The sequence below is a fragment of the Nitrospira sp. T9 genome (assembly GCF_052156535.1).
Taxonomy (GTDB): Bacteria; Nitrospirota; Nitrospiria; order Nitrospirales; family UBA8639; genus Nitrospira_E.
The window spans coordinates 16982-33779 of sequence record NZ_JBQKUP010000036.1; the positions used below are offsets into that span (position 1 = coordinate 16982).

Annotated in this window: 18 protein-coding genes and 1 tRNA gene; 7 read left to right on the top strand and 12 right to left on the bottom strand. The window is 47.8% G+C overall.

All coding sequences use genetic code 11. The features are described 5' to 3' along the window. Nucleotides 1–231: 231 nt before the first annotated feature. The 4 genes from ACTRXD_RS11930 to ACTRXD_RS11945 form a co-directional block, all read right to left on the bottom strand. A complete protein-coding gene (locus tag ACTRXD_RS11930; RefSeq protein WP_442432034.1) occupies nucleotides 232–753 on the bottom strand; it encodes a hypothetical protein in 522 nt (173 codons plus the stop codon). Between the two features lie 235 nt (nucleotides 754–988). Continuing rightward, complete coding sequence (locus ACTRXD_RS11935) at nucleotides 989–1177, bottom strand: hypothetical protein (RefSeq protein WP_442432035.1); 189 nt, start codon at nucleotides 1175–1177, stop codon at nucleotides 989–991. A gap of 851 nt (nucleotides 1178–2028) precedes the next feature. Further along, entirely contained in the window at nucleotides 2029–2820 is a 792-nt protein-coding gene (locus ACTRXD_RS11940) for an MBL fold metallo-hydrolase (RefSeq protein ID WP_442432036.1), read from the bottom strand. Nucleotides 2821–3101: 281 nt separating this feature from the next. Then, a complete protein-coding gene (locus ACTRXD_RS11945) occupies nucleotides 3102–3770 on the bottom strand; it encodes a Crp/Fnr family transcriptional regulator (RefSeq protein WP_442432037.1) in 669 nt (222 codons plus the stop codon). An 819-nt stretch (nucleotides 3771–4589) separates the two neighbouring features. Here ACTRXD_RS11945 and ACTRXD_RS11950 point away from each other — a divergent pair. Beyond that, entirely contained in the window at nucleotides 4590–4997 is a 408-nt protein-coding gene (locus ACTRXD_RS11950) for an STAS domain-containing protein (RefSeq protein ID WP_442432038.1), read from the top strand. Between the two features lie 212 nt (nucleotides 4998–5209). On the opposite strand, the gene ACTRXD_RS11955 is transcribed toward ACTRXD_RS11950, so the two are convergent. The 8 genes from ACTRXD_RS11955 to ACTRXD_RS11990 form a co-directional block, all read right to left on the bottom strand. Beyond that, nucleotides 5210–5285 (bottom strand) — tRNA-Asn (locus ACTRXD_RS11955). Nucleotides 5286–5389: 104 nt separating this feature from the next. Then, nucleotides 5390–5653 (bottom strand): hypothetical protein, encoded by a 264-nt coding sequence (locus ACTRXD_RS11960; protein WP_442432039.1) that lies wholly within the window; start codon nucleotides 5651–5653, stop codon nucleotides 5390–5392. Nucleotides 5654–5769: 116 nt separating this feature from the next. Further along, nucleotides 5770–6048: a pyruvate ferredoxin oxidoreductase gene (locus tag ACTRXD_RS11965; RefSeq protein ID WP_312644694.1), complete on the bottom strand. Its 279-nt coding sequence runs from the start codon at nucleotides 6046–6048 to the stop codon at nucleotides 5770–5772. 36 nt (nucleotides 6049–6084) lie between these two features. Further along, nucleotides 6085–6789 (bottom strand): 2-oxoacid:acceptor oxidoreductase family protein, encoded by a 705-nt coding sequence (locus tag ACTRXD_RS11970; RefSeq protein ID WP_442432040.1) that lies wholly within the window; start codon nucleotides 6787–6789, stop codon nucleotides 6085–6087. Between the two features lie 29 nt (nucleotides 6790–6818). After that, the gene (locus ACTRXD_RS11975) at nucleotides 6819–7727 is read right to left on the bottom strand and encodes a thiamine pyrophosphate-dependent enzyme (RefSeq protein ID WP_312644699.1); all 909 of its coding nucleotides are present in this window, start codon (nucleotides 7725–7727) and stop codon (nucleotides 6819–6821) included. Between the two features lie 67 nt (nucleotides 7728–7794). Further along, on the bottom strand, nucleotides 7795–9006 hold the full coding sequence (locus tag ACTRXD_RS11980) for a transketolase C-terminal domain-containing protein (RefSeq protein ID WP_442432041.1): 1212 nt from the start codon (nucleotides 9004–9006) through the stop codon (nucleotides 7795–7797). Between the two features lie 140 nt (nucleotides 9007–9146). Next, nucleotides 9147–9773, bottom strand: coding sequence for a carbon monoxide dehydrogenase beta subunit family protein (locus ACTRXD_RS11985; protein WP_442432042.1), 627 nt, complete (start codon nucleotides 9771–9773; stop codon nucleotides 9147–9149). Nucleotides 9774–10134: 361 nt separating this feature from the next. Continuing rightward, nucleotides 10135–10614, bottom strand: coding sequence for a hypothetical protein (locus ACTRXD_RS11990; protein WP_442432043.1), 480 nt, complete (start codon nucleotides 10612–10614; stop codon nucleotides 10135–10137). A gap of 97 nt (nucleotides 10615–10711) precedes the next feature. Between ACTRXD_RS11990 and ACTRXD_RS11995 the strand changes: the two genes are divergently transcribed. The 6 genes from ACTRXD_RS11995 to argB all read left to right on the top strand — a co-directional run bounded on the left by ACTRXD_RS11995 (nucleotide 10712) and on the right by argB (nucleotide 16797). Next, the gene (locus ACTRXD_RS11995; protein WP_442432044.1) at nucleotides 10712–11536 is read left to right on the top strand and encodes a 3'(2'),5'-bisphosphate nucleotidase CysQ family protein; all 825 of its coding nucleotides are present in this window, start codon (nucleotides 10712–10714) and stop codon (nucleotides 11534–11536) included. Between the two features lie 79 nt (nucleotides 11537–11615). Beyond that, entirely contained in the window at nucleotides 11616–12932 is a 1317-nt protein-coding gene (trmFO, locus tag ACTRXD_RS12000; protein ID WP_442432045.1) for a methylenetetrahydrofolate--tRNA-(uracil(54)-C(5))-methyltransferase (FADH(2)-oxidizing) TrmFO, read from the top strand. Beyond that, nucleotides 12932–13879, top strand: coding sequence for a tyrosine recombinase XerC (locus ACTRXD_RS12005; RefSeq protein ID WP_442432046.1), 948 nt, complete (start codon nucleotides 12932–12934; stop codon nucleotides 13877–13879). The genes trmFO and ACTRXD_RS12005 overlap by 1 nt, the downstream gene beginning before the upstream one ends. Further along, entirely contained in the window at nucleotides 13876–14412 is a 537-nt protein-coding gene (gene hslV / locus ACTRXD_RS12010; RefSeq protein WP_312741987.1) for an ATP-dependent protease subunit HslV, read from the top strand. Before ACTRXD_RS12005 ends, hslV begins: the two co-directional genes overlap by 4 nt. Nucleotides 14413–14415: 3 nt before the next feature. Further along, nucleotides 14416–15819: an ATP-dependent protease ATPase subunit HslU gene (gene hslU / locus ACTRXD_RS12015; protein WP_442432047.1), complete on the top strand. Its 1404-nt coding sequence runs from the start codon at nucleotides 14416–14418 to the stop codon at nucleotides 15817–15819. 84 nt (nucleotides 15820–15903) lie between these two features. Further along, entirely contained in the window at nucleotides 15904–16797 is an 894-nt protein-coding gene (gene argB / locus ACTRXD_RS12020) for an acetylglutamate kinase (RefSeq protein ID WP_442432048.1), read from the top strand. Nucleotide 16798: the final 1 nt, after the last annotated feature.

Here is a 16798-nt window from a genome sequence, read left to right on the forward strand (position 1 = left end):
TCAACGCATGGTTTGCTTCCACGTTGAACACCATTTGCCTCTCACCCTTCTGGTTGACCTTTCCCTTTGACGATAAATAAACAAGAAAGTGCTTTGATCACCTCAACGAATTCTTCAAAAGTACGCATTCCCAAAGCAGACAGCCACGAACAAAGGACATTGGGTTACCGGACATTCCTCTTGGCTCCCTTCTTCAGCATCACGACCATCACCCGATATGACGACATGTAGTTACACCAGCGCTTGTCCTTTTGCTGAAACGACCGATTCCCGCCCGGTGAGAGAAAACGTTCCCTCATCCTTGGCGACCACACCCTTCCCCTCAAAGATGCTGATTTCCGTTTGAGTGTCTCTGATCCCAACCAATCCTCCCATTATCGCGCGAATGCCACGGGTGAAAACATCGGTGGCACTTTCGATGAGGAAGACCGGAACTGTCTTTTCTTTTTGAATTCCTCCCAGAGTGATAGCGGTGTTTTGAGTCAACCGGAGTACCGCTCGATTGGCGAGGGCGATATCCGCCCGGCTTCTATCACCTACACGAATGCGATCCCCGGCACAGAAGATATCGTCGAGACTCACCGGCCGCCATTGCTCGACATTCACCCGGCGCACCTCCACTCTGCCCTGAACGGCCACGACCGTCGCCACAACCGGATTGCATTCCGCGACCGATGTGACCGGCGTGGTAAGCCCGACAGCCAAGAAGCTGATGCACAATAGCCATGGGGAACAGACAGGGACCGCGTTCATGGTCATATTTCACCCGTATTTATTGTATGTATATGCATTCTTTGTTCTCGTCTTACGATGTGTTGGTGAGCGAGACCCGGGGAATTTTGCATGAGAATATCCATACAGTATTTCACTCCTTTTTTCTCAGAACTTCTAGGAAGGATCCCGTGCTTTGGATTCGGAGGCTTTGACGACACGAGGCGTCGAATGACGCGAGGGGAGAAAGCGTACGAAGGTTAAAGTCGTTACGGGTTCATGGTTCTGCCATTGGATCTCCTTCTTTTTTTCCGACAATTTGTGGCGCCAAATCTTTGGTCTCAACGCCTCGCCCTTTGTGGCTTTTGACATTTTCGACTTCATCCACCCATTGTTCCCATGCTTTGAGAATACCTTTGCAGAGACGGATGATCTGTCGGTTAAAAATGACGGTTTCCTGTTGCATGGGCAGGTTCCTTCACTCACATTTCTCCACGACGGGTCATCGAATTGTTCCTATGCCTCAACGACTTGAAGAATCCTGTTTTTCAAAGTTTAAAGCTGGTGAGGAAGAGGAAACATCCGTGTTCCACACCTTCTACCTACCTCCGAATCCGACTTCTTTTGTCATGAATTCCTTGGCCACAACATGGAACCAAACCCAGAGAGGCGGGTTCATTAGAAAGAGACGATTGCGTGTTCAGAAACACGCGACGAAGCTACTCTCTCCATATATGTCACAACACCTAGAATCCTTTCTCATGGGTTGGGAGATCGTGCCAGGAAAATGATTGGGTCTCATATTTTTGTGATTTTGATCACGTTTGTGGTCATTATTGAGGCAACTTCAATACCATCCGTAAGTTGGGTGCCCTTACAGATTTCCTTGAAGATAACCAATTGGCTGAAAACAGATATTTCCGTTTTCCAAATATTTCAACTGTTGTTATGCCATTTCAGGCACCACGGAAGGGTATCCATTTGGATACATAAATTATCTATTTAGATACATTTATTGGTTGGACACTTTTTGTCTTTGAATTTTCCGCAGTAAATCATTTAGGTAGATGTATTGACTTGAAATCCGAATGCTCAATGGTCCCTCCAAAATTATTCAGGACAGGACTGATGGATTGAGATTCTTTTTCTGAGAAAAATAAAAACATCGTAGGTTCCACCGCAGGTATTGGGATGGTCGGAGGTGTTGGAGGTTTGCAGGAAGAAGGATCAAACAACGTTAAAGCGATAGTCTGAGAGGCGGGTTACGCTTGGGAAATAAACGTGAGGAACAGAAGAGTTAAAAGAAAAAGGTCATGGCTAGAATTTCAGTTCCTGGCCTTCTTCCAATATCGTGACGTGGGGGATGTCCAGATGGCGTATTTCATCAATGATTTGGTCTCGTACGGTAGGCTTCATATGGTAGACATATAAGGGCAGATCAGGTTTCCCAATTTTTTGATATTCGTGGGCTAAAAGAGTTGGCGTGAGATGTTTACTTCGATAGGCCATATCTCTCATTGAATCGGGAAAGGATACCTCAATAAAGACTCCTTTTAAATTCGGTATCCGAGCGGCCTCTTGCCAGATGGTTTCCGTCACATAGGTATCTCCACTATAAATCCAGGCCACCTCGTCATCCTGAATAATAAAGCCTGCGGTTTCGACGGTATGGTTAACCGGAATGGGGGTTACTCTAAGCCTTCCAGGCAAGCGCCATTCCCGTTTGGGCTCCAACTCCTCGCCTCGTAACATGGAATATTGAGATTCTGGAAGATGGAAGAAATTCGGAAATACCAAATCGTTAAAGACATGCTTCTGAAGTCCAACTAAAACCGAGGGTAAACTTGCTACCACGATTTGATGATCCACCCGCCCGGACATATTATCAACAAGTGGGGGAATGCCCTTTACGTGATCTAAATGCAAGTGGGACAGGAGGATATGTGTGATCCGTTTTTGCTCATCTAACGTGAGTCCTGATGCTAATGTTCCAGCATCCACCATCAATTCTTCATTAACCAAAAACCCCACGCTTCGACAAATATGCTGACTGGTCGGTCCATTCAAAAGCAGATCAGACCCATGGGCTCCCAATACTCGAATGTTCACAAAAAATCCCTTGAATGACAGCAAGGCCCCATACACTTGCCTTACTAGTGTGCTCAAAAAAAGAAGGGATGAGCGACCAATTTCAAGTCGTGGAATTTTATGGGGGTAAACACCTCCCCGAGAGAAAGGCAATCAGAGGATCTTTTCTATTTTTTAATTTATCCCATTCCAGGCCTCCTGTCTGTGATATTCATCACATTCTTGGTGTGACTCTCCTCACACTTCGTCAACGACATATTTCCTTAAAATCATCAATATCACCAAACCAAATTGGTAGGGTCTTATTCCCATAATCTATTGATATAGATCGTGTTTCTGGTAACCGTCAGACTTCCGTTTTCTTTGAGAGCCTTTAGGGTCCGACTCAAGGTTTCCCTGGAGCATCCTACCATGTTGGCTAATTCCTGGAAGGATGGGCGATTGGAAATCAATAATTGTCCATGCGTCTCCACTCCATCCTGGAACTCTGCTAAATTTAGCAGGCATCGACCCACACGCCCATACACATCAAACATGACGAGACTGCGAACCTGTTCGCTGACTTTTCGCAATCGTTGGGAAAGGTTTTTGAGGATTTTCATGGCAATGTCTGGATGGTGTTTTAAAAGTTCCGTCAATTCCTTCCGCCCCAATAAAAAAAATTCACTCCGCTCCACCGTTATCACTGATGCGGATCGAGGAGCCGATTCCAGGATGGCCATCTCACCGAAAAAGTTCCCTGGACCTAAGTGCGAGAGGATAAATTCCTGCCCGTTTTTCCCGGTTAACAGCACCTTAACTTTGCCTGACAAAATAATGAACAATACTTCGCCTGAATCGCCTTCTTGAAATATCACATTTTTGTCAGGAAACTTTTGGCGACTCCCAGAAGCGGCCAACAGATTGAGTTCCTGATCCGCTAATTCGGAAAAGAGTGGGATCTTTTTAATCGATTGTTTGTACATCACCATGACAGGAAATTTCCTGGCGAGTCATTCTTCCCTTGGATTGAGCAGGGATTAGCGCTACTTCAAAAAAAAGCACAATAATTCTGACAGCAGCACTGTAAGTTTTCAAATGGAGCCATCATGCAAAAAATTTTCAATAAAGACAACACCCTTGTGCCTGGCAACCACTATCCACTTAGCCTCTTCAGGGATACATGCTTGCTCGATCAAACTGGTGACCATTGCCGGGACCATCGTCAGGATTGCCAAATCTTCCTCATGATTTCAACGTATTCCTTCTCATGGCTCCTGGGTCTAATGATGAGACAACATCCACAAAATCCTCCTCGAAGAGTCGAATAACCCCGAAACTTGTCCCCACATGTCATGCATGGACCTCCTGGTTCACAAGCGATTATTTTGTAGCGGCACTCCCTGTTGAACGGATAGCACCCTTGATCAACCTGAGGATTCAGGAAGTTTACCCGTGCCTGAGCCATCTATCTGAGTTGGCAAAAAATGTCGCCTGGATGAACGGCATCCAGTTTTACATCACGCACCCGTTGCCCATTGCTCACGGCCATGTCATCTTTGTTGACACACCCTGGGCTCTCACTTCAATTTCCCACGGACAGTTCTGGCCTAACTTTGACCTGGCCAAATTCAGCGACGGTGATACACGGGATATTCTCTCGGTCGATATCTCCACCAGAAATATGACCGGGCCCGGTGGGAACAGCGGTGGGAACAGAACCTGCCGTGGAAAGACCCATTAGCCCTCATCACCAGTCTTCCTAAAGGCCTAGATTGCAAATCCATATGTCCTGTTAGAGAAGGATGATTATGCAAGGCGAATTGCAAATCCCAAAGGACTTTTGGCGCCTCACTCTCCGACGGAAGTTTAATAGGGTAGCTCAAAAAGAATTCGAGGCTAGAATCCAACAGATCCTATTGGATGGATACACTAAGCTGGGGCTGGATCTTAATCCTGTGGCGTTGATTAGTAATTCTGGATTAGGCCAAATTGCTATGACCTGGTTAGATCTCAAAGCAAAGGGTATTCAAGTGAGCCTCGCTGGGATTTCACCAAAAATGGTATGCTGGACCGACATGAACTCTCAGATTTTCTTGGCGCTGCAAAAATCTAGGAGATTATTTCCCTCGTCGGAGGTATCAACAATACCATTCTGTTCGATCCCTTTTGGTCAAGCCTGGAAACCGACTCATGTAGACCAATGGAATTTTCACTGATTCACAGACTCATACGATGGATTGATAGCCAAGCTTGTATAGGCGCAAATAGCCAGGATGGGGATGACGTTCTGCCCCCTATATTGGATAGGACTCCGGGTTAGGACTGGTCAGCAAAGAGGGGTTAGGCTGGATGGAGGTGACAAAGAAAACGTCTACACACGGTCATACGGGATGCACAAATGGCGGTCTAAACATGGAGCCCATGAATTTGGCTCCTCGGGCAGGACTCGAACCTGCGACCATTCGGTTAACAGCCGAACGCTCTACCAACTGAGCTACCGAGGAACGAATATTTGTTGAATGCGAATATTTTCTTCTAAAAGATGATCATAGCGTGACGGCCGGATTTCTTCAAGAACCGATGAACCATTTTAAAGACTTTTTAGGCCTTAGAACTGAAAATCAGCAGAATCCTCTTCACCCTCATCCGCCTCCGACGCACCACCCTCGGATAACTTCACATAGTGTCGTGCCCAGGATAAATATATATTGGCGCTGTCTTTCATTGCATCGGTACCTTTGATAAGTTTACCGACAATTTCCTGATCTCCCCCACTGATTTCAATCTCTCGTGCTTTGGTTTCTAACGCATGATGAAAATTTTCCATCTGTTCCGTCAACGTCTGCACATGTTGATTTAAATCGGTACTCATTTAATCTTACCCCTACATCCTGTGCATCCATTTATGGATGACGGTTCGTCAAACAAATAAAAAAGCCCTACGACCAATCACAAGACAGAGATCGTAGGGCTTTTCGTCTTTTTGAATTATCCCTGATAGGCTTGACCCAACTCCGCAGCTTCTCCAGCCTTATCCATTAAAGTCCCATCTGAATTCACGGCGACCATTTCAATCGCTTCGTGTTTAGCGGCGTCACATACGACTTTACACAGCTCACAACCCTTGCACCGCTCTATATGCACTTCGGCTATCATTTTGTCTGAATTAAGATCCAAACAATTGGCTTCCGGACAATACATAATGCAGAGCCGACAGCCTTTTTTCGCCACACATTTCTCATCTGTCACTTGGGCAACATTATACATCTATCTATCTCTTTCCTTCGCTGAGGTTCTCGGTATTTATGCGGCCGTGGCTTCTCCGACCATTAATTCCACGTGATTTTTCTCAGCCCATTCGGCTGCTATTTCATAGGATCGGGCTACCGTATCGAGATTCTTTTTTAACAACATTTCTTTTTTGGCAAACTTCTTCTTAATAGCTTCGTCCAGGGTTGCCGTACCACCAGAGGCCACGAATTTTTTCCCGAATCGTTCCTGTAAAGCCAGGTCCAATCCATTCATGGAGACACACTTTGTGATCCCGGCCACGGAACCAATCATGGTCATGTTCGTTGCCAATTCGGTCCCGGCGATTTCTAAAGCAATATTCGTCCCTGGAATATTAAAGACCGATACATTCAGATCTTTGAGTCGTTTCACGTCTTCATCGGACAAGAGAGGCATGTCAGTATTGATGATCACAAGCCCACCCTCTTTAATCCCTGAATAAAATGGCATCGTATAACTCTTCCCCATCGTAATGACTTGAGGATGAAACACTTGGATCACATCTGGAAACACAAGCTCGCCCCTGTCGTAAATTTTTCTGAGTCCGATTCGACAATAACTTTCGGCCGGAGCCATACGCTTTTCGGCCCCAAAAAACGGATTCGAAATGGCAAACTTCCCATCCTTGGCTGCAGCCATAGCCATGACATGTGCCGCAGTCACGGCACCCTGCCCTCCCAGACCTGACATTCGGATATTGATTCGACGTATAATCATGGATTAGCTCCTCTCACATGTCTCTCCGTTTATGCCGTTTGGCCGGCGAGTTGCTTTTTGGCTTCAGCTTTTCGTTCTTTTTCCTTCGCAGCCAGTTCGGCCAATAATTCCTTAGCCGGTTCGCTTACATACTCTTTATAAGCAAACCGTTCGGTTGGCTTTTCAGAATCACGCATTTCCTGCAAACCTTCCATGCTGTTTTTCCCAATTTCCAGGATACATGGCGTATACAATTGGAGATAAGTCGGTCCAATTTCACGCGCAATATGCACAGCGTTTTTAATCACTTTTTCAATGAGATTTGGTTTGCTGACCGTGCAATTCACCACATAGTGGCAGCCGGACTCCCTGGCAATTTCTGGAAGACGAACTTTTTCAAAGGTTTTGCCTACCGGGGCCATCTTGGCAACAAAACCCTTTTGCATAAGCCCACTCTCTTGACCACCTGTATTGGCATACAGCTCGTTATCGAAACAAATAGTGGTAAATTTTTCCTGGCGGAACCAGGCCTGCAAGGTCATGTCTAAACCAATATCTACCGTAGCCCCGTCTCCCGCTAACACCACGACGTCTTTATGACGATCAGGAAAACGAACCGTCAACGCCCGTTTCAGCCCTGACGCAATAGCATTTTGATTGCCGAACAATGAATGAATATTGTGGACCGCCACATGTGGAAATACCAAGCTGGTACATCCCGTCGAGCCTACCATGACGGTGTCTTCAGGATTGGGCAATGAGGCGAGAATATAGCGAAAGGCCATGGACTCAGGGCATCCCGCGCAAAGCGAATGCTCTTCAATCAGTTCCTTCGCGTTACCGATATCTTTCCATCCTCGTTGCTCATTCCCATAGGTCGCCCGCTTGACCAAATCCTGGTATTCAGCAGGCATGATGTCAAACAATTCTTCTGCAATCTTTATTCGTTCTTTACTCATGAGTTTCTCCTTATAGTCGTGATCTGCTTGAAAGCCATACTCTCACAAGATGCTTACCGTTGTTGCATCAACCCCCACGCCCGGCCAACGAAGGTGCCTTGACTCCTAATACAGTTTTGATTTCCGCGGCGATGATTTCAGGCGGCATGGTCATTCCCCCACACACATGGGGACCCGCATGAATCCGTTCATTATTCGGAACGGTTGCGCTCACTTCACGGGCTAACCATCCAATGACATTAAATTCAGGAACAATAATGTGCTTGGCATGCTTGGTGGCCTCCCTGATCTCCTCTCCAGGCCATGGCCGCAAGGTTTTAACCTTCACCAAACCGACCCTAATACCTTCCTCCTCCAATATCGCGATGGCTTCACGGCTTTGCGAAACCGCGGTTCCAGAGGCCACCACAATCACTTCAGCATCGGTATTTTCGGTGTCAATTAGTCCATCCATCCAACGGATGGTGTGCTTTCTCGACCGTTCAACAGCAGCCCATACCTCCTGCTGCCAGCTAGCATGGGTGGCATAACTAATATAGTTACTTTTCATGACAAAAGGATCTCGCATCATGCGAACCGGAGGACATTCCATATCCATACACGGAACCGGTGACCGATAGGGATCGTATGGTGGCAAACACATGTCGACGGGAGTCAAATCTACCATATCTTTCGTATGGGTCACGAAAAAACCATCGCAGCACAAGGCCAGCGGCAAATGGACATCAGGTTCTTCCGATACCATGTAGCCCTTGAGGATCCAGTCATAAAAATCTTGGGCGGTTTCCGCATGCCACACCAGCATTCCCGTTTGCATTAAATATGAAATTTCTAGAGTATCCGGCTGAATGGAGAGGGGAGAGTTGATACCCCGACAAGTTACAATCATCTGAATAGGTAACCGTGCTCCGGCCCACATGGGAAAGTTTTCCATAGCACGCATGGTGCCTGGTCCGGCCGTGGTGGTAAATACTCTAGCGCCACCAAATGCGGCTCCCGCGCATTGAGACATGACGGCAAATTCGCTTTCCCCTCGGAAGTAATCACCAATATAGCCTTCGGCAAAGAGCTCCCCGCACAAGGCAGCAGCTTCGCTTTGAGGGGTAATGGGATACGCGACCATTATGTCACAGGAGGCTCGCCGTACGGCTTCCTTTATGACTTCACTCCCGGTAAAGAAAGACGGTGTTCTTGACGCCTCATTCATCATGTGCCAAGGATCGGTATACACCTGCTCTTTTTTGTTTTTTTGTCCTATGAAAGAAGCTTGAGCGGCCATGATTTTGACCTCCTTTGTCTGCTTCAGGGTGAAAGACTTCCGATTGTCTTAAACGATAATATGAAAATTCATAGATGAAAGTTTCTCAGAACCGTCATTAATCTCTTATCTCTTTCATCTATTATGAAAACCCAGAACAATTACACTGAATTTTTCGCTGGAGGGGCGACTGATCCCTTTAATTTCTTCACCCAATCCGCCAATCTGATTATCTTATCGGCTGTCGCATCACGAACGGATACCATCGCATCTTCATGACCAGCCTGAGCACACATGGCAATCGTGTAGCAATTCGTCCCACCACGAATGATCTTGAGAGAAAGATTGGCCTGATGGCAATGAACGCCCACAAACATGCAGGCATCAATTTTATTATGCCAGATAGTCAAATTTGGGTGGTTTGGATTTATTTCGATTTCAGGATTAATTTTAGGATATTTCGGTCTATAGTCCGGCATGGGGATCAGCATGGCATGTTGACAAGAGGAATCCACGCATTCTTTGATGGTTTCATACAAATGACGGATTGCTTTGGCCTTCTTGGCGGCCTTGTCATTCCATGCCCACAGAACCAATGGTCCTGGAAAGATCGTGGGCACTTTTGCCGAAAGAAACTGCCTGGCCGCCTCTTCCAACGCTTCCTCTTCGGAAACTATGCTACCATGAATATGTCCTTGTCCTGGATCGGGAAGCCTGATCCCCATTGAGGCCGCAGAAGGTGGCAAAAAATGTTCGGGGCCTGGCATTACCCTATAAGAAGTTGTCATCGTACCCTCATGTCTCCATTAAAAAAATTGGACAAATACTATCTACTCCACCTTCTTACTGTAAGAAGGCAATAAAAAAATCTCAAGATCGAAAAAGACCCACCTGTCCAAAATATTGGACTTTTTGAGAATATATCTATGAGTCTTTTGCCCTATGAATCAAAATTTACCCAAATAACCTAGACTAGTATAAGAAGGCGCTATAAATATTGTCAATTTGAATATTGTTGATATCAGACGCAAAATCGATTTCTTAAGGCGAGAGTCCTCATGGCTGTCAATCTTTTCATTGGTTTGAAAAAGGAAAGACCCAGTAGGAAAAACGAGGAGAGAGAGAAAACCGACGGCAGGGAATTATAGTCTATCGGGCTCTGACTTTCAAAATGGCATACCGCCATCTCGCTTCTCCAGTTATTTTTGGAATCGTGGGAAAAGGCATGGTCAGAGAAAAATCTCTCGCCTGGTTCGGAGGAATTTCCAAAGGGATCTCTGCGGCCTCTTGCCCAACAATCTCACATTCTGTCACATGGCAGTCCTCAATCGTAGCCTGGATAGTTACTGCTATTATGGTAAAGATTTGAGCTGAATTTTCAAGCCTCCCGGCTAGTACAAAGGATCGGGAGTTCAGTCCGGGTCGAACCTCCATGTGAGAAAGTTCGGCCTGGCTGGGAGGAATCCGCTGAAATTCCAACTCCCGTTCCTGAGTATCCTGCCAAATAATGAAGCCGATAGCTCCAAACAGGACCATCAGGATCATCCCCAGAACGCGACGCAATTTTGGCAAATACGTCGCCATGAAAATCATGATTAATATCAACAGAATAATGGCAATAGGCAGCATAATTTTTTCAGACAGTGGGTGGAGAAAAATTCTTTTTCCTCTCTATTCCTCTTATACTATCGGTTTCCTGATTCCCCTTCTTTCACCGGAGAAAGCAATGCCAGATTTATCTCATGAAATTGAAATCGCCTCTCACCTGGCCCGGACGGCAGGGCAGGTTATCATGAATATCTATCAAAATGATTTTGCGGTCATGTACAAAGGCATTGACGACCCCGTCACCAAGGCCGATCAACAAGCCAATGCCCTTATCGTAGATGAATTACACACCCATTTCCCACAGGATTCCATCGTGGCGGAGGAAAGCCCCCTCCCCTCCAAATCTCTGACGACAGGCCGAGTCTGGTACATAGACCCCCTGGATGGAACAAAAGAGTTTATTGCACGCAACGGGGAGTTTTCTATCATGATCGGACTGACCATTGATGCCCGCAGCAAACTTGGCGTTGTCTACTGGCCCACGCGTGACCACCTCTATGCCGGCCTGACGGATCAGACGGCTTGGATGGAACACAATGGGGTCCGCCAAAAACTCTCAGCTCTCGCATCCCAAAGCCCCACCAACCTTTCGCTAGTCACCTCTCGATCCCATCGATCCCCAATTCTTTCTATCATTCAACAATCATTGCCCATCCATAATGAACAACAGTTGGGAAGCGTGGGACTGAAAATTGGCCAGATTGCCCAAGGAAACGCTGACCTCTACATTGAACCGAGTCCGTATACCAAGGCATGGGATGCCTGTGCGCCTGAAGCCATTTTGCGAGGAGCAGGCGGGTGTTTTACCGATATCCACGGGAAACCCATCCAATATGGACTCAATAATTTTCGCAATCTTCATGGGTTGGTCGGAAGTACTCCAGACATTCATCAACATGTCATTCAAGTCTTGACGGGTCGATGTTCCTCGTGTGAAGGTTGACACCTTTTTCCGGCAATTCTTAGAATTCGTTCCTTAATACTTTCTCAGCGCCTTTGACCACTATCACTCTCACACAATCATGAGAACAGACCTTGTTATTATCGGAGGCGGCCTGGCCGGATCGGAAGCGGCTTGGCAGGCGGCCAACTCTGGTGCCAGAGTGACCCTGTATGAAATGCGGCCTAAGGAAGAAACAGCCGCACATAAGACAGAACACCTGGCCGAGATTGTCTGCTCAAACTCTTTGGGATCGAATGATCCTATCAGCGCTCCTGGAATGTTGAAAGAGGAAATGCGGCAATTGCACTCCTTGATCATTCGAATTGCCGACGAGGTGCGGATCCCTGCAGGGACGGCATTAGCGGTGGATAGAGACCAATTTGCCTCCAAAGTGACCCGGGCATTAGTCGAACACCCGAATATCAAAATTCTTCGAGAAGAGATCCATGAAATTCCCGATGATGCGTTGTGCATAATTGCCACCGGCCCCTTAACCTCACCGAAACTGTCTGAGGCAATCATCCAGTTCACCCAATCGAAAAACCTTTTTTTCTTCGACGCCATCTCACCAATTGTGGATGCGGATTCACTCAACATAGACCGGACGTTTATGGCATCACGATATGAAAAGGGAACGGCGGATTACGTGAATTGTCCAATGGACGAAGATACCTACAACGCTTTCTATAACGCATTGATCGAAGCTGAACGCGTCCAGCCAAAGTCCTTTGAGAACGTGCCGTATTTTGAAGGGTGCCTCCCGATTGAGGTCATGGCCGACCGTGGTCGCCAAACCTTATTGTTTGGTCCCCTCAAGCCTGTGGGATTAATTGATCCCAAAACCGGCCAACGGCCCTATGCTGTATTACAATTACGTCCAGAAAACGCTCATGGCTCCTGCTATAATCTGGTAGGGTTTCAAACCAAACTCACCTACCCGGAACAACGCCGAATCTTCAGAATGATCCCTGGCTTAGAGCAGGCTGAATTTTTACGATGTGGAAGCATCCATCGAAATACATATATCAATGCACCAATCCTCTTACAAAACACCCTGCAGGTAAAAAAACAGCCACGCATCTTTTTTGCCGGGCAATTGGTTGGAGTAGAAGGTTATGTGGAGGCTGCGGCCAGTGGAGGAATAGCCGGAATCAATGCCGCTCGCATCCTATCAGGCCGTGCTCCGGTCACCCCACCGCCCTCTACCGCCCATGGAGCCCTGCTCCATTACATTACGACTTGTGAACCAAAGTACTTTCAACCAATTAACTCAAACTTTGGGCTATACCCGCCACTTGATACACCGGTGCGAGACAAACAGAAAAAACGACAACTTATCCAAGAACGGGCCACTACCCATTTCAAAGCATGGATGACGCAATCCGAGCTTTCGTAATGTACCTTCAATTGGAACGGGGAGTTTCGCCTGAAACACGCCGCAGTTATCAGTCCGACCTCAAACAATTTATGGCGCACATTCGAAATACCCTTTCCAGGAACGATCTTTCAGAACCTGGTGCCATTGACTCACTCCATATTCGATCCTATCTCAAGAGGCTCAGCGATCAAGGGTTAAAAAAGGCCTCACTGGCCAGAAAACTGGCATGTCTCAAAAGCTTTTTTCGTTTTTTAGTTGAAGACGGACGGATTTCGCGTAATCCAGCATCCACCGTTCGTTCGCCTCGACAAGGGACACGTCTTCCCACCGTCCTCACCAAAGACGAAGCCAATACCCTGTTAGATTCGCCCGCATCCCAGCAATGGATTGAGTTGAGAAACCACGCCATTCTAGAAACGTTGTATGCAAGCGGGGCTCGGGTATCCGAATTAGTCGGGTTAAATTGGGCGGATGTGGATCTAGAAACCCGATCGATCCGACTGCGGGGAAAAGGGAAAAAAGAGCGGATGGTGCCTATTGGCACAGTAGCTGCTGATGCCATCTTGGAATATCAACGTCATCCGCCCCACAAGAACAAGATTTTACAAACCGGAACATCGGCCCCACGGGTACCCTACTCAGGATCGCAACCTCTTTTTCTCAATGCTCGAGGAGGACGGTTGACCGCTCGAAGCGTGGAACGCATGATGAAGCAAGAGACCGAACACCGTTTCACTAAGACGGTCACTCCCCATACTCTTCGCCATTCTTTTGCCACCCACCTCCTCGATGAAGGAGCGGACCTGCGGGCCATCCAGGAACTCTTGGGCCATGCCTCGCTTGCCACAACCCAAAAATACACCCATGTGGCAACTGATCAACTCATGGCCGTTTATGACCGGGCACACCCCCGATCCGGCTCTTCTCACTCCATACCCCCAGAAGGAGACCCTCTCAAACCATGAAGATTCGATCCACCACGATTTTGTGCGTACGCAAGGGGCCTACAGTGGCCATGGGCTGTGATGGCCAAGTCACCGTCGGCAGCACCATTATGAAGAGTAACGCCAAAAAACTCCGGAAAATGCATCAAGACAAGGTGCTGACTGGCTTTGCCGGGGCCACCGCGGATGCGTTTACCTTATTTGAAAAATTTGACGCAAAGCTGGAAGAGTATCGAGGGAATCTGACCCGAGCCGCCGTTGAACTGGCGAAGGATTGGCGAACCGATCGGGTCCTTCGACGATTAGAAGCACTGTTAGCGGTGGCCGACCGCGAGCATTCATTTCTTATTACCGGCACCGGTGATGTGGTCGAACCGGAAGACGGGATTTTGGCCATTGGATCAGGTGGACCTTACGCATTATCTGCTGCTCGCGCCCTCCTGGCTCACACCGAACTGCAACCGTCACAGGTTGTCGAACAAAGCATGCAAATCGCCGCCGGAATCGACATTTATACCAACCATCACATTGTCATTGAGGAGTTATCGTCATAACGTATGGAACAAGAGATTTCACCAACACCCAAAAACCTGCACTCCCTCACCCCACGCCAAATCGTAGAGGAGTTAGACCGCTACGTCATTGGACAACAGGACGCCAAACGTATGGTTGCCATCGCCTTACGAAACCGCTGGCGGCGCCAACAGCTCAGCCCGGAACTCCGGGATGAAATCGTCCCGAAAAATATCATCATGATTGGTCCTACGGGGGTCGGGAAAACAGAAATTTCCCGACGAGTCTCAAAATTAGCAGATGCGCCATTCATAAAAGTTGAGGCTTCCAAATTTACCGAGGTAGGGTACGTCGGCAGGGACGTAGAATCTCTGATTCGTGACCTCACCGATCTATCCATTAATATGGTCAAGACGGCCTATCTGGAAAAGGTTCAAAAAAAGGCTGAAGACATGGCCGAAGAGCGGGTCTTAGATATGCTGCTTCCGCCCTCGCCGTCGGGCCCCTCGTTTGAGACCACTGAGGAGTCAGCAGCCGCTCCTACACAACACAAACAGGACCAACAGGACTCCACCCGCTCAAAACTGCGCCTCCAACTCCGCGAGGGCAAACTGGATAATCGGATGGTGGAAATAGAAATTAAAGAACGAGGAGGGCTTCCGGTTGGAATCATTTCCAATATCGGGGGAATGGAAGATCTCGAGCACAACCTTCGGGATATGCTCGGCGGCATGATGCCGGGAAAAAAGAAAAATCGCCGGATGAAAGTCTCAGAAGCCCTGAAATTCATGGCCCAGGAAGAAGCGCAAAAACTTATTGACATGGAAGAAGTCACCAAGGAGGCCATTACACGCACGGAACAATCAGGTATCGTCTTCCTGGACGAGATTGACAAAATTGCCGGACGGGAGAAACACACAGGCCCCGATATTTCACGGGAAGGGGTGCAACGGGACCTCCTCCCGATCGTGGAAGGGTCGACGGTCAACACCAAGCATGGACCGGTCAAGACCGATCATATTTTATTTATTGCCGCGGGAGCATTTCACGTGGCCAAACCCTCGGACTTAATTCCGGAATTACAAGGCCGTTTCCCTATCCGTGTAGAACTGGAGCCCCTCACGAAGGATGACCTCATCCGCATTTTAACCGAGCCAAAAAATGCTCTGGTCAAACAATATCACGCTTTACTGAGCACCGAAGGGATCGCGTTGGAATTTTCCAAAGACGGGATCGAAGAAATTGCGGCAACCGCTGTGCAGGTGAATGACCGAACCGAAAACATCGGCGCACGACGGCTCTTCACCATCGTGGAACGGTTATTGGAGGATGTCTCGTTTGAAGCGCAAGATCTTCAGGAAAAAGAGGTCGTGATCAACGCGCAGTATGTGCGGGATCACCTTCAAAGTATTGTAAAGGACGAAGACCTCAGCCGGTACATTCTTTAAAATCCAGACCTCTGTTACTATGGTCATAATTCCCTTTCGCCTTTGCCATTCTCCCCGAAACCCTAGAACCCATGAGTAGGTTGCATGAACAAACTGATTAAAAAAGCGGACATCCTGATTGAAGCGCTTCCCTATATTCGGACCCTCGCCGGAAAAACCGTGGTCATCAAATACGGAGGGAGCGCAATGGTTCATGAAGAACTCAAGGAAGGCTTCGCCGAAGATGTCGTCTTATTAAAATATGTCGGGTTGCAACCGATTATCGTTCATGGCGGTGGGCCACAAATTAATGAAATACTGGATAAATTCGGCATTGAGGCAAAATTTCTGCATGGAGTTCGAGTCACGGATCAGCCAACCATGGAAGTGGTCGAAATGGTCCTCGGTGGAAAAATCAACAAGGAAATTGTGTCGTTGCTGAACCAGCATGGCGCCAAAGCCGTCGGACTCACCGGCAAGGATGGCTGCCTCCTGACCACGAAACCATTTAATCCGAAGAGCCTGATTCACACCTACAGCGGATCAACCGACGTGCTGCACCCTGAAGACTATGGCCTCGTCGGCCAGGTCAGCCATGTCGACACCACGTTGCTGCATACGCTTCAAGAAGCGAATTTCATTCCGGTCATTGCGCCGATTGGGGTCGACGCCAAATGGGAAACGCACAACATCAATGCCGATCTGGTAGCAGGCAGCGTAGCTGCAGCGGTTCAAGCCGAAAAATTACTGGTCTTAAGCGATGTCAAAGGGATTCGTGATGCGAATAATCGGCACGTCTCCACCCTCTCCAGAAAAGACATGGAACGCATGGTCAAAAAGCAGGTCATCAGTGCAGGCATGCTCCCCAAAGTTCATGCCTGTTTAACCGCCCTTCAGGGTGGTGTCCGTAAGGCGCACATTATTGATGGACGGGTGCCTCACGCGGTGTTACTCGAGATTTTCACCGATAAAGGCATCGGGACAGAAATTGTGGCATAAC

What these genes read in the sequence shown, in the direction of transcription:
- ACTRXD_RS11935 (WP_442432035.1), bottom strand. Translation starts at nt 1,177, where the DNA reads ATGCAACAGGAAACCGTCATTTTTAACCGACAGATCATCCGTCTCTGC.
- ACTRXD_RS11975 (WP_312644699.1), bottom strand. Translation starts at nt 7,727, where the DNA reads ATGAGTAAAGAACGAATAAAGATTGCAGAAGAATTGTTTGACATCATG.
- hslU (WP_442432047.1), top strand. Translation starts at nt 14,416, where the DNA reads ATGGAACAAGAGATTTCACCAACACCCAAAAACCTGCACTCCCTCACC.
- ACTRXD_RS11970 (WP_442432040.1), bottom strand. Translation starts at nt 6,789, where the DNA reads ATGATTATACGTCGAATCAATATCCGAATGTCAGGTCTGGGAGGGCAG.
- ACTRXD_RS11995 (WP_442432044.1), top strand. Translation starts at nt 10,712, where the DNA reads ATGCCAGATTTATCTCATGAAATTGAAATCGCCTCTCACCTGGCCCGG.
- ACTRXD_RS12005 (WP_442432046.1), top strand. Translation starts at nt 12,932, where the DNA reads ATGTACCTTCAATTGGAACGGGGAGTTTCGCCTGAAACACGCCGCAGT.
- ACTRXD_RS11945 (WP_442432037.1), bottom strand. Translation starts at nt 3,770, where the DNA reads ATGGTGATGTACAAACAATCGATTAAAAAGATCCCACTCTTTTCCGAA.
- trmFO (WP_442432045.1), top strand. Translation starts at nt 11,616, where the DNA reads ATGAGAACAGACCTTGTTATTATCGGAGGCGGCCTGGCCGGATCGGAA.
- ACTRXD_RS11950 (WP_442432038.1), top strand. Translation starts at nt 4,590, where the DNA reads ATGCAAGGCGAATTGCAAATCCCAAAGGACTTTTGGCGCCTCACTCTC.
- ACTRXD_RS11990 (WP_442432043.1), bottom strand. Translation starts at nt 10,614, where the DNA reads ATGCTGCCTATTGCCATTATTCTGTTGATATTAATCATGATTTTCATG.
- ACTRXD_RS11985 (WP_442432042.1), bottom strand. Translation starts at nt 9,773, where the DNA reads ATGACAACTTCTTATAGGGTAATGCCAGGCCCCGAACATTTTTTGCCA.
- ACTRXD_RS11930 (WP_442432034.1), bottom strand. Translation starts at nt 753, where the DNA reads ATGAACGCGGTCCCTGTCTGTTCCCCATGGCTATTGTGCATCAGCTTC.
- ACTRXD_RS11965 (WP_312644694.1), bottom strand. Translation starts at nt 6,048, where the DNA reads ATGTATAATGTTGCCCAAGTGACAGATGAGAAATGTGTGGCGAAAAAA.
- ACTRXD_RS11960 (WP_442432039.1), bottom strand. Translation starts at nt 5,653, where the DNA reads ATGAGTACCGATTTAAATCAACATGTGCAGACGTTGACGGAACAGATG.
- hslV (WP_312741987.1), top strand. Translation starts at nt 13,876, where the DNA reads ATGAAGATTCGATCCACCACGATTTTGTGCGTACGCAAGGGGCCTACA.
- argB (WP_442432048.1), top strand. Translation starts at nt 15,904, where the DNA reads ATGAACAAACTGATTAAAAAAGCGGACATCCTGATTGAAGCGCTTCCC.
- ACTRXD_RS11980 (WP_442432041.1), bottom strand. Translation starts at nt 9,006, where the DNA reads ATGGCCGCTCAAGCTTCTTTCATAGGACAAAAAAACAAAAAAGAGCAG.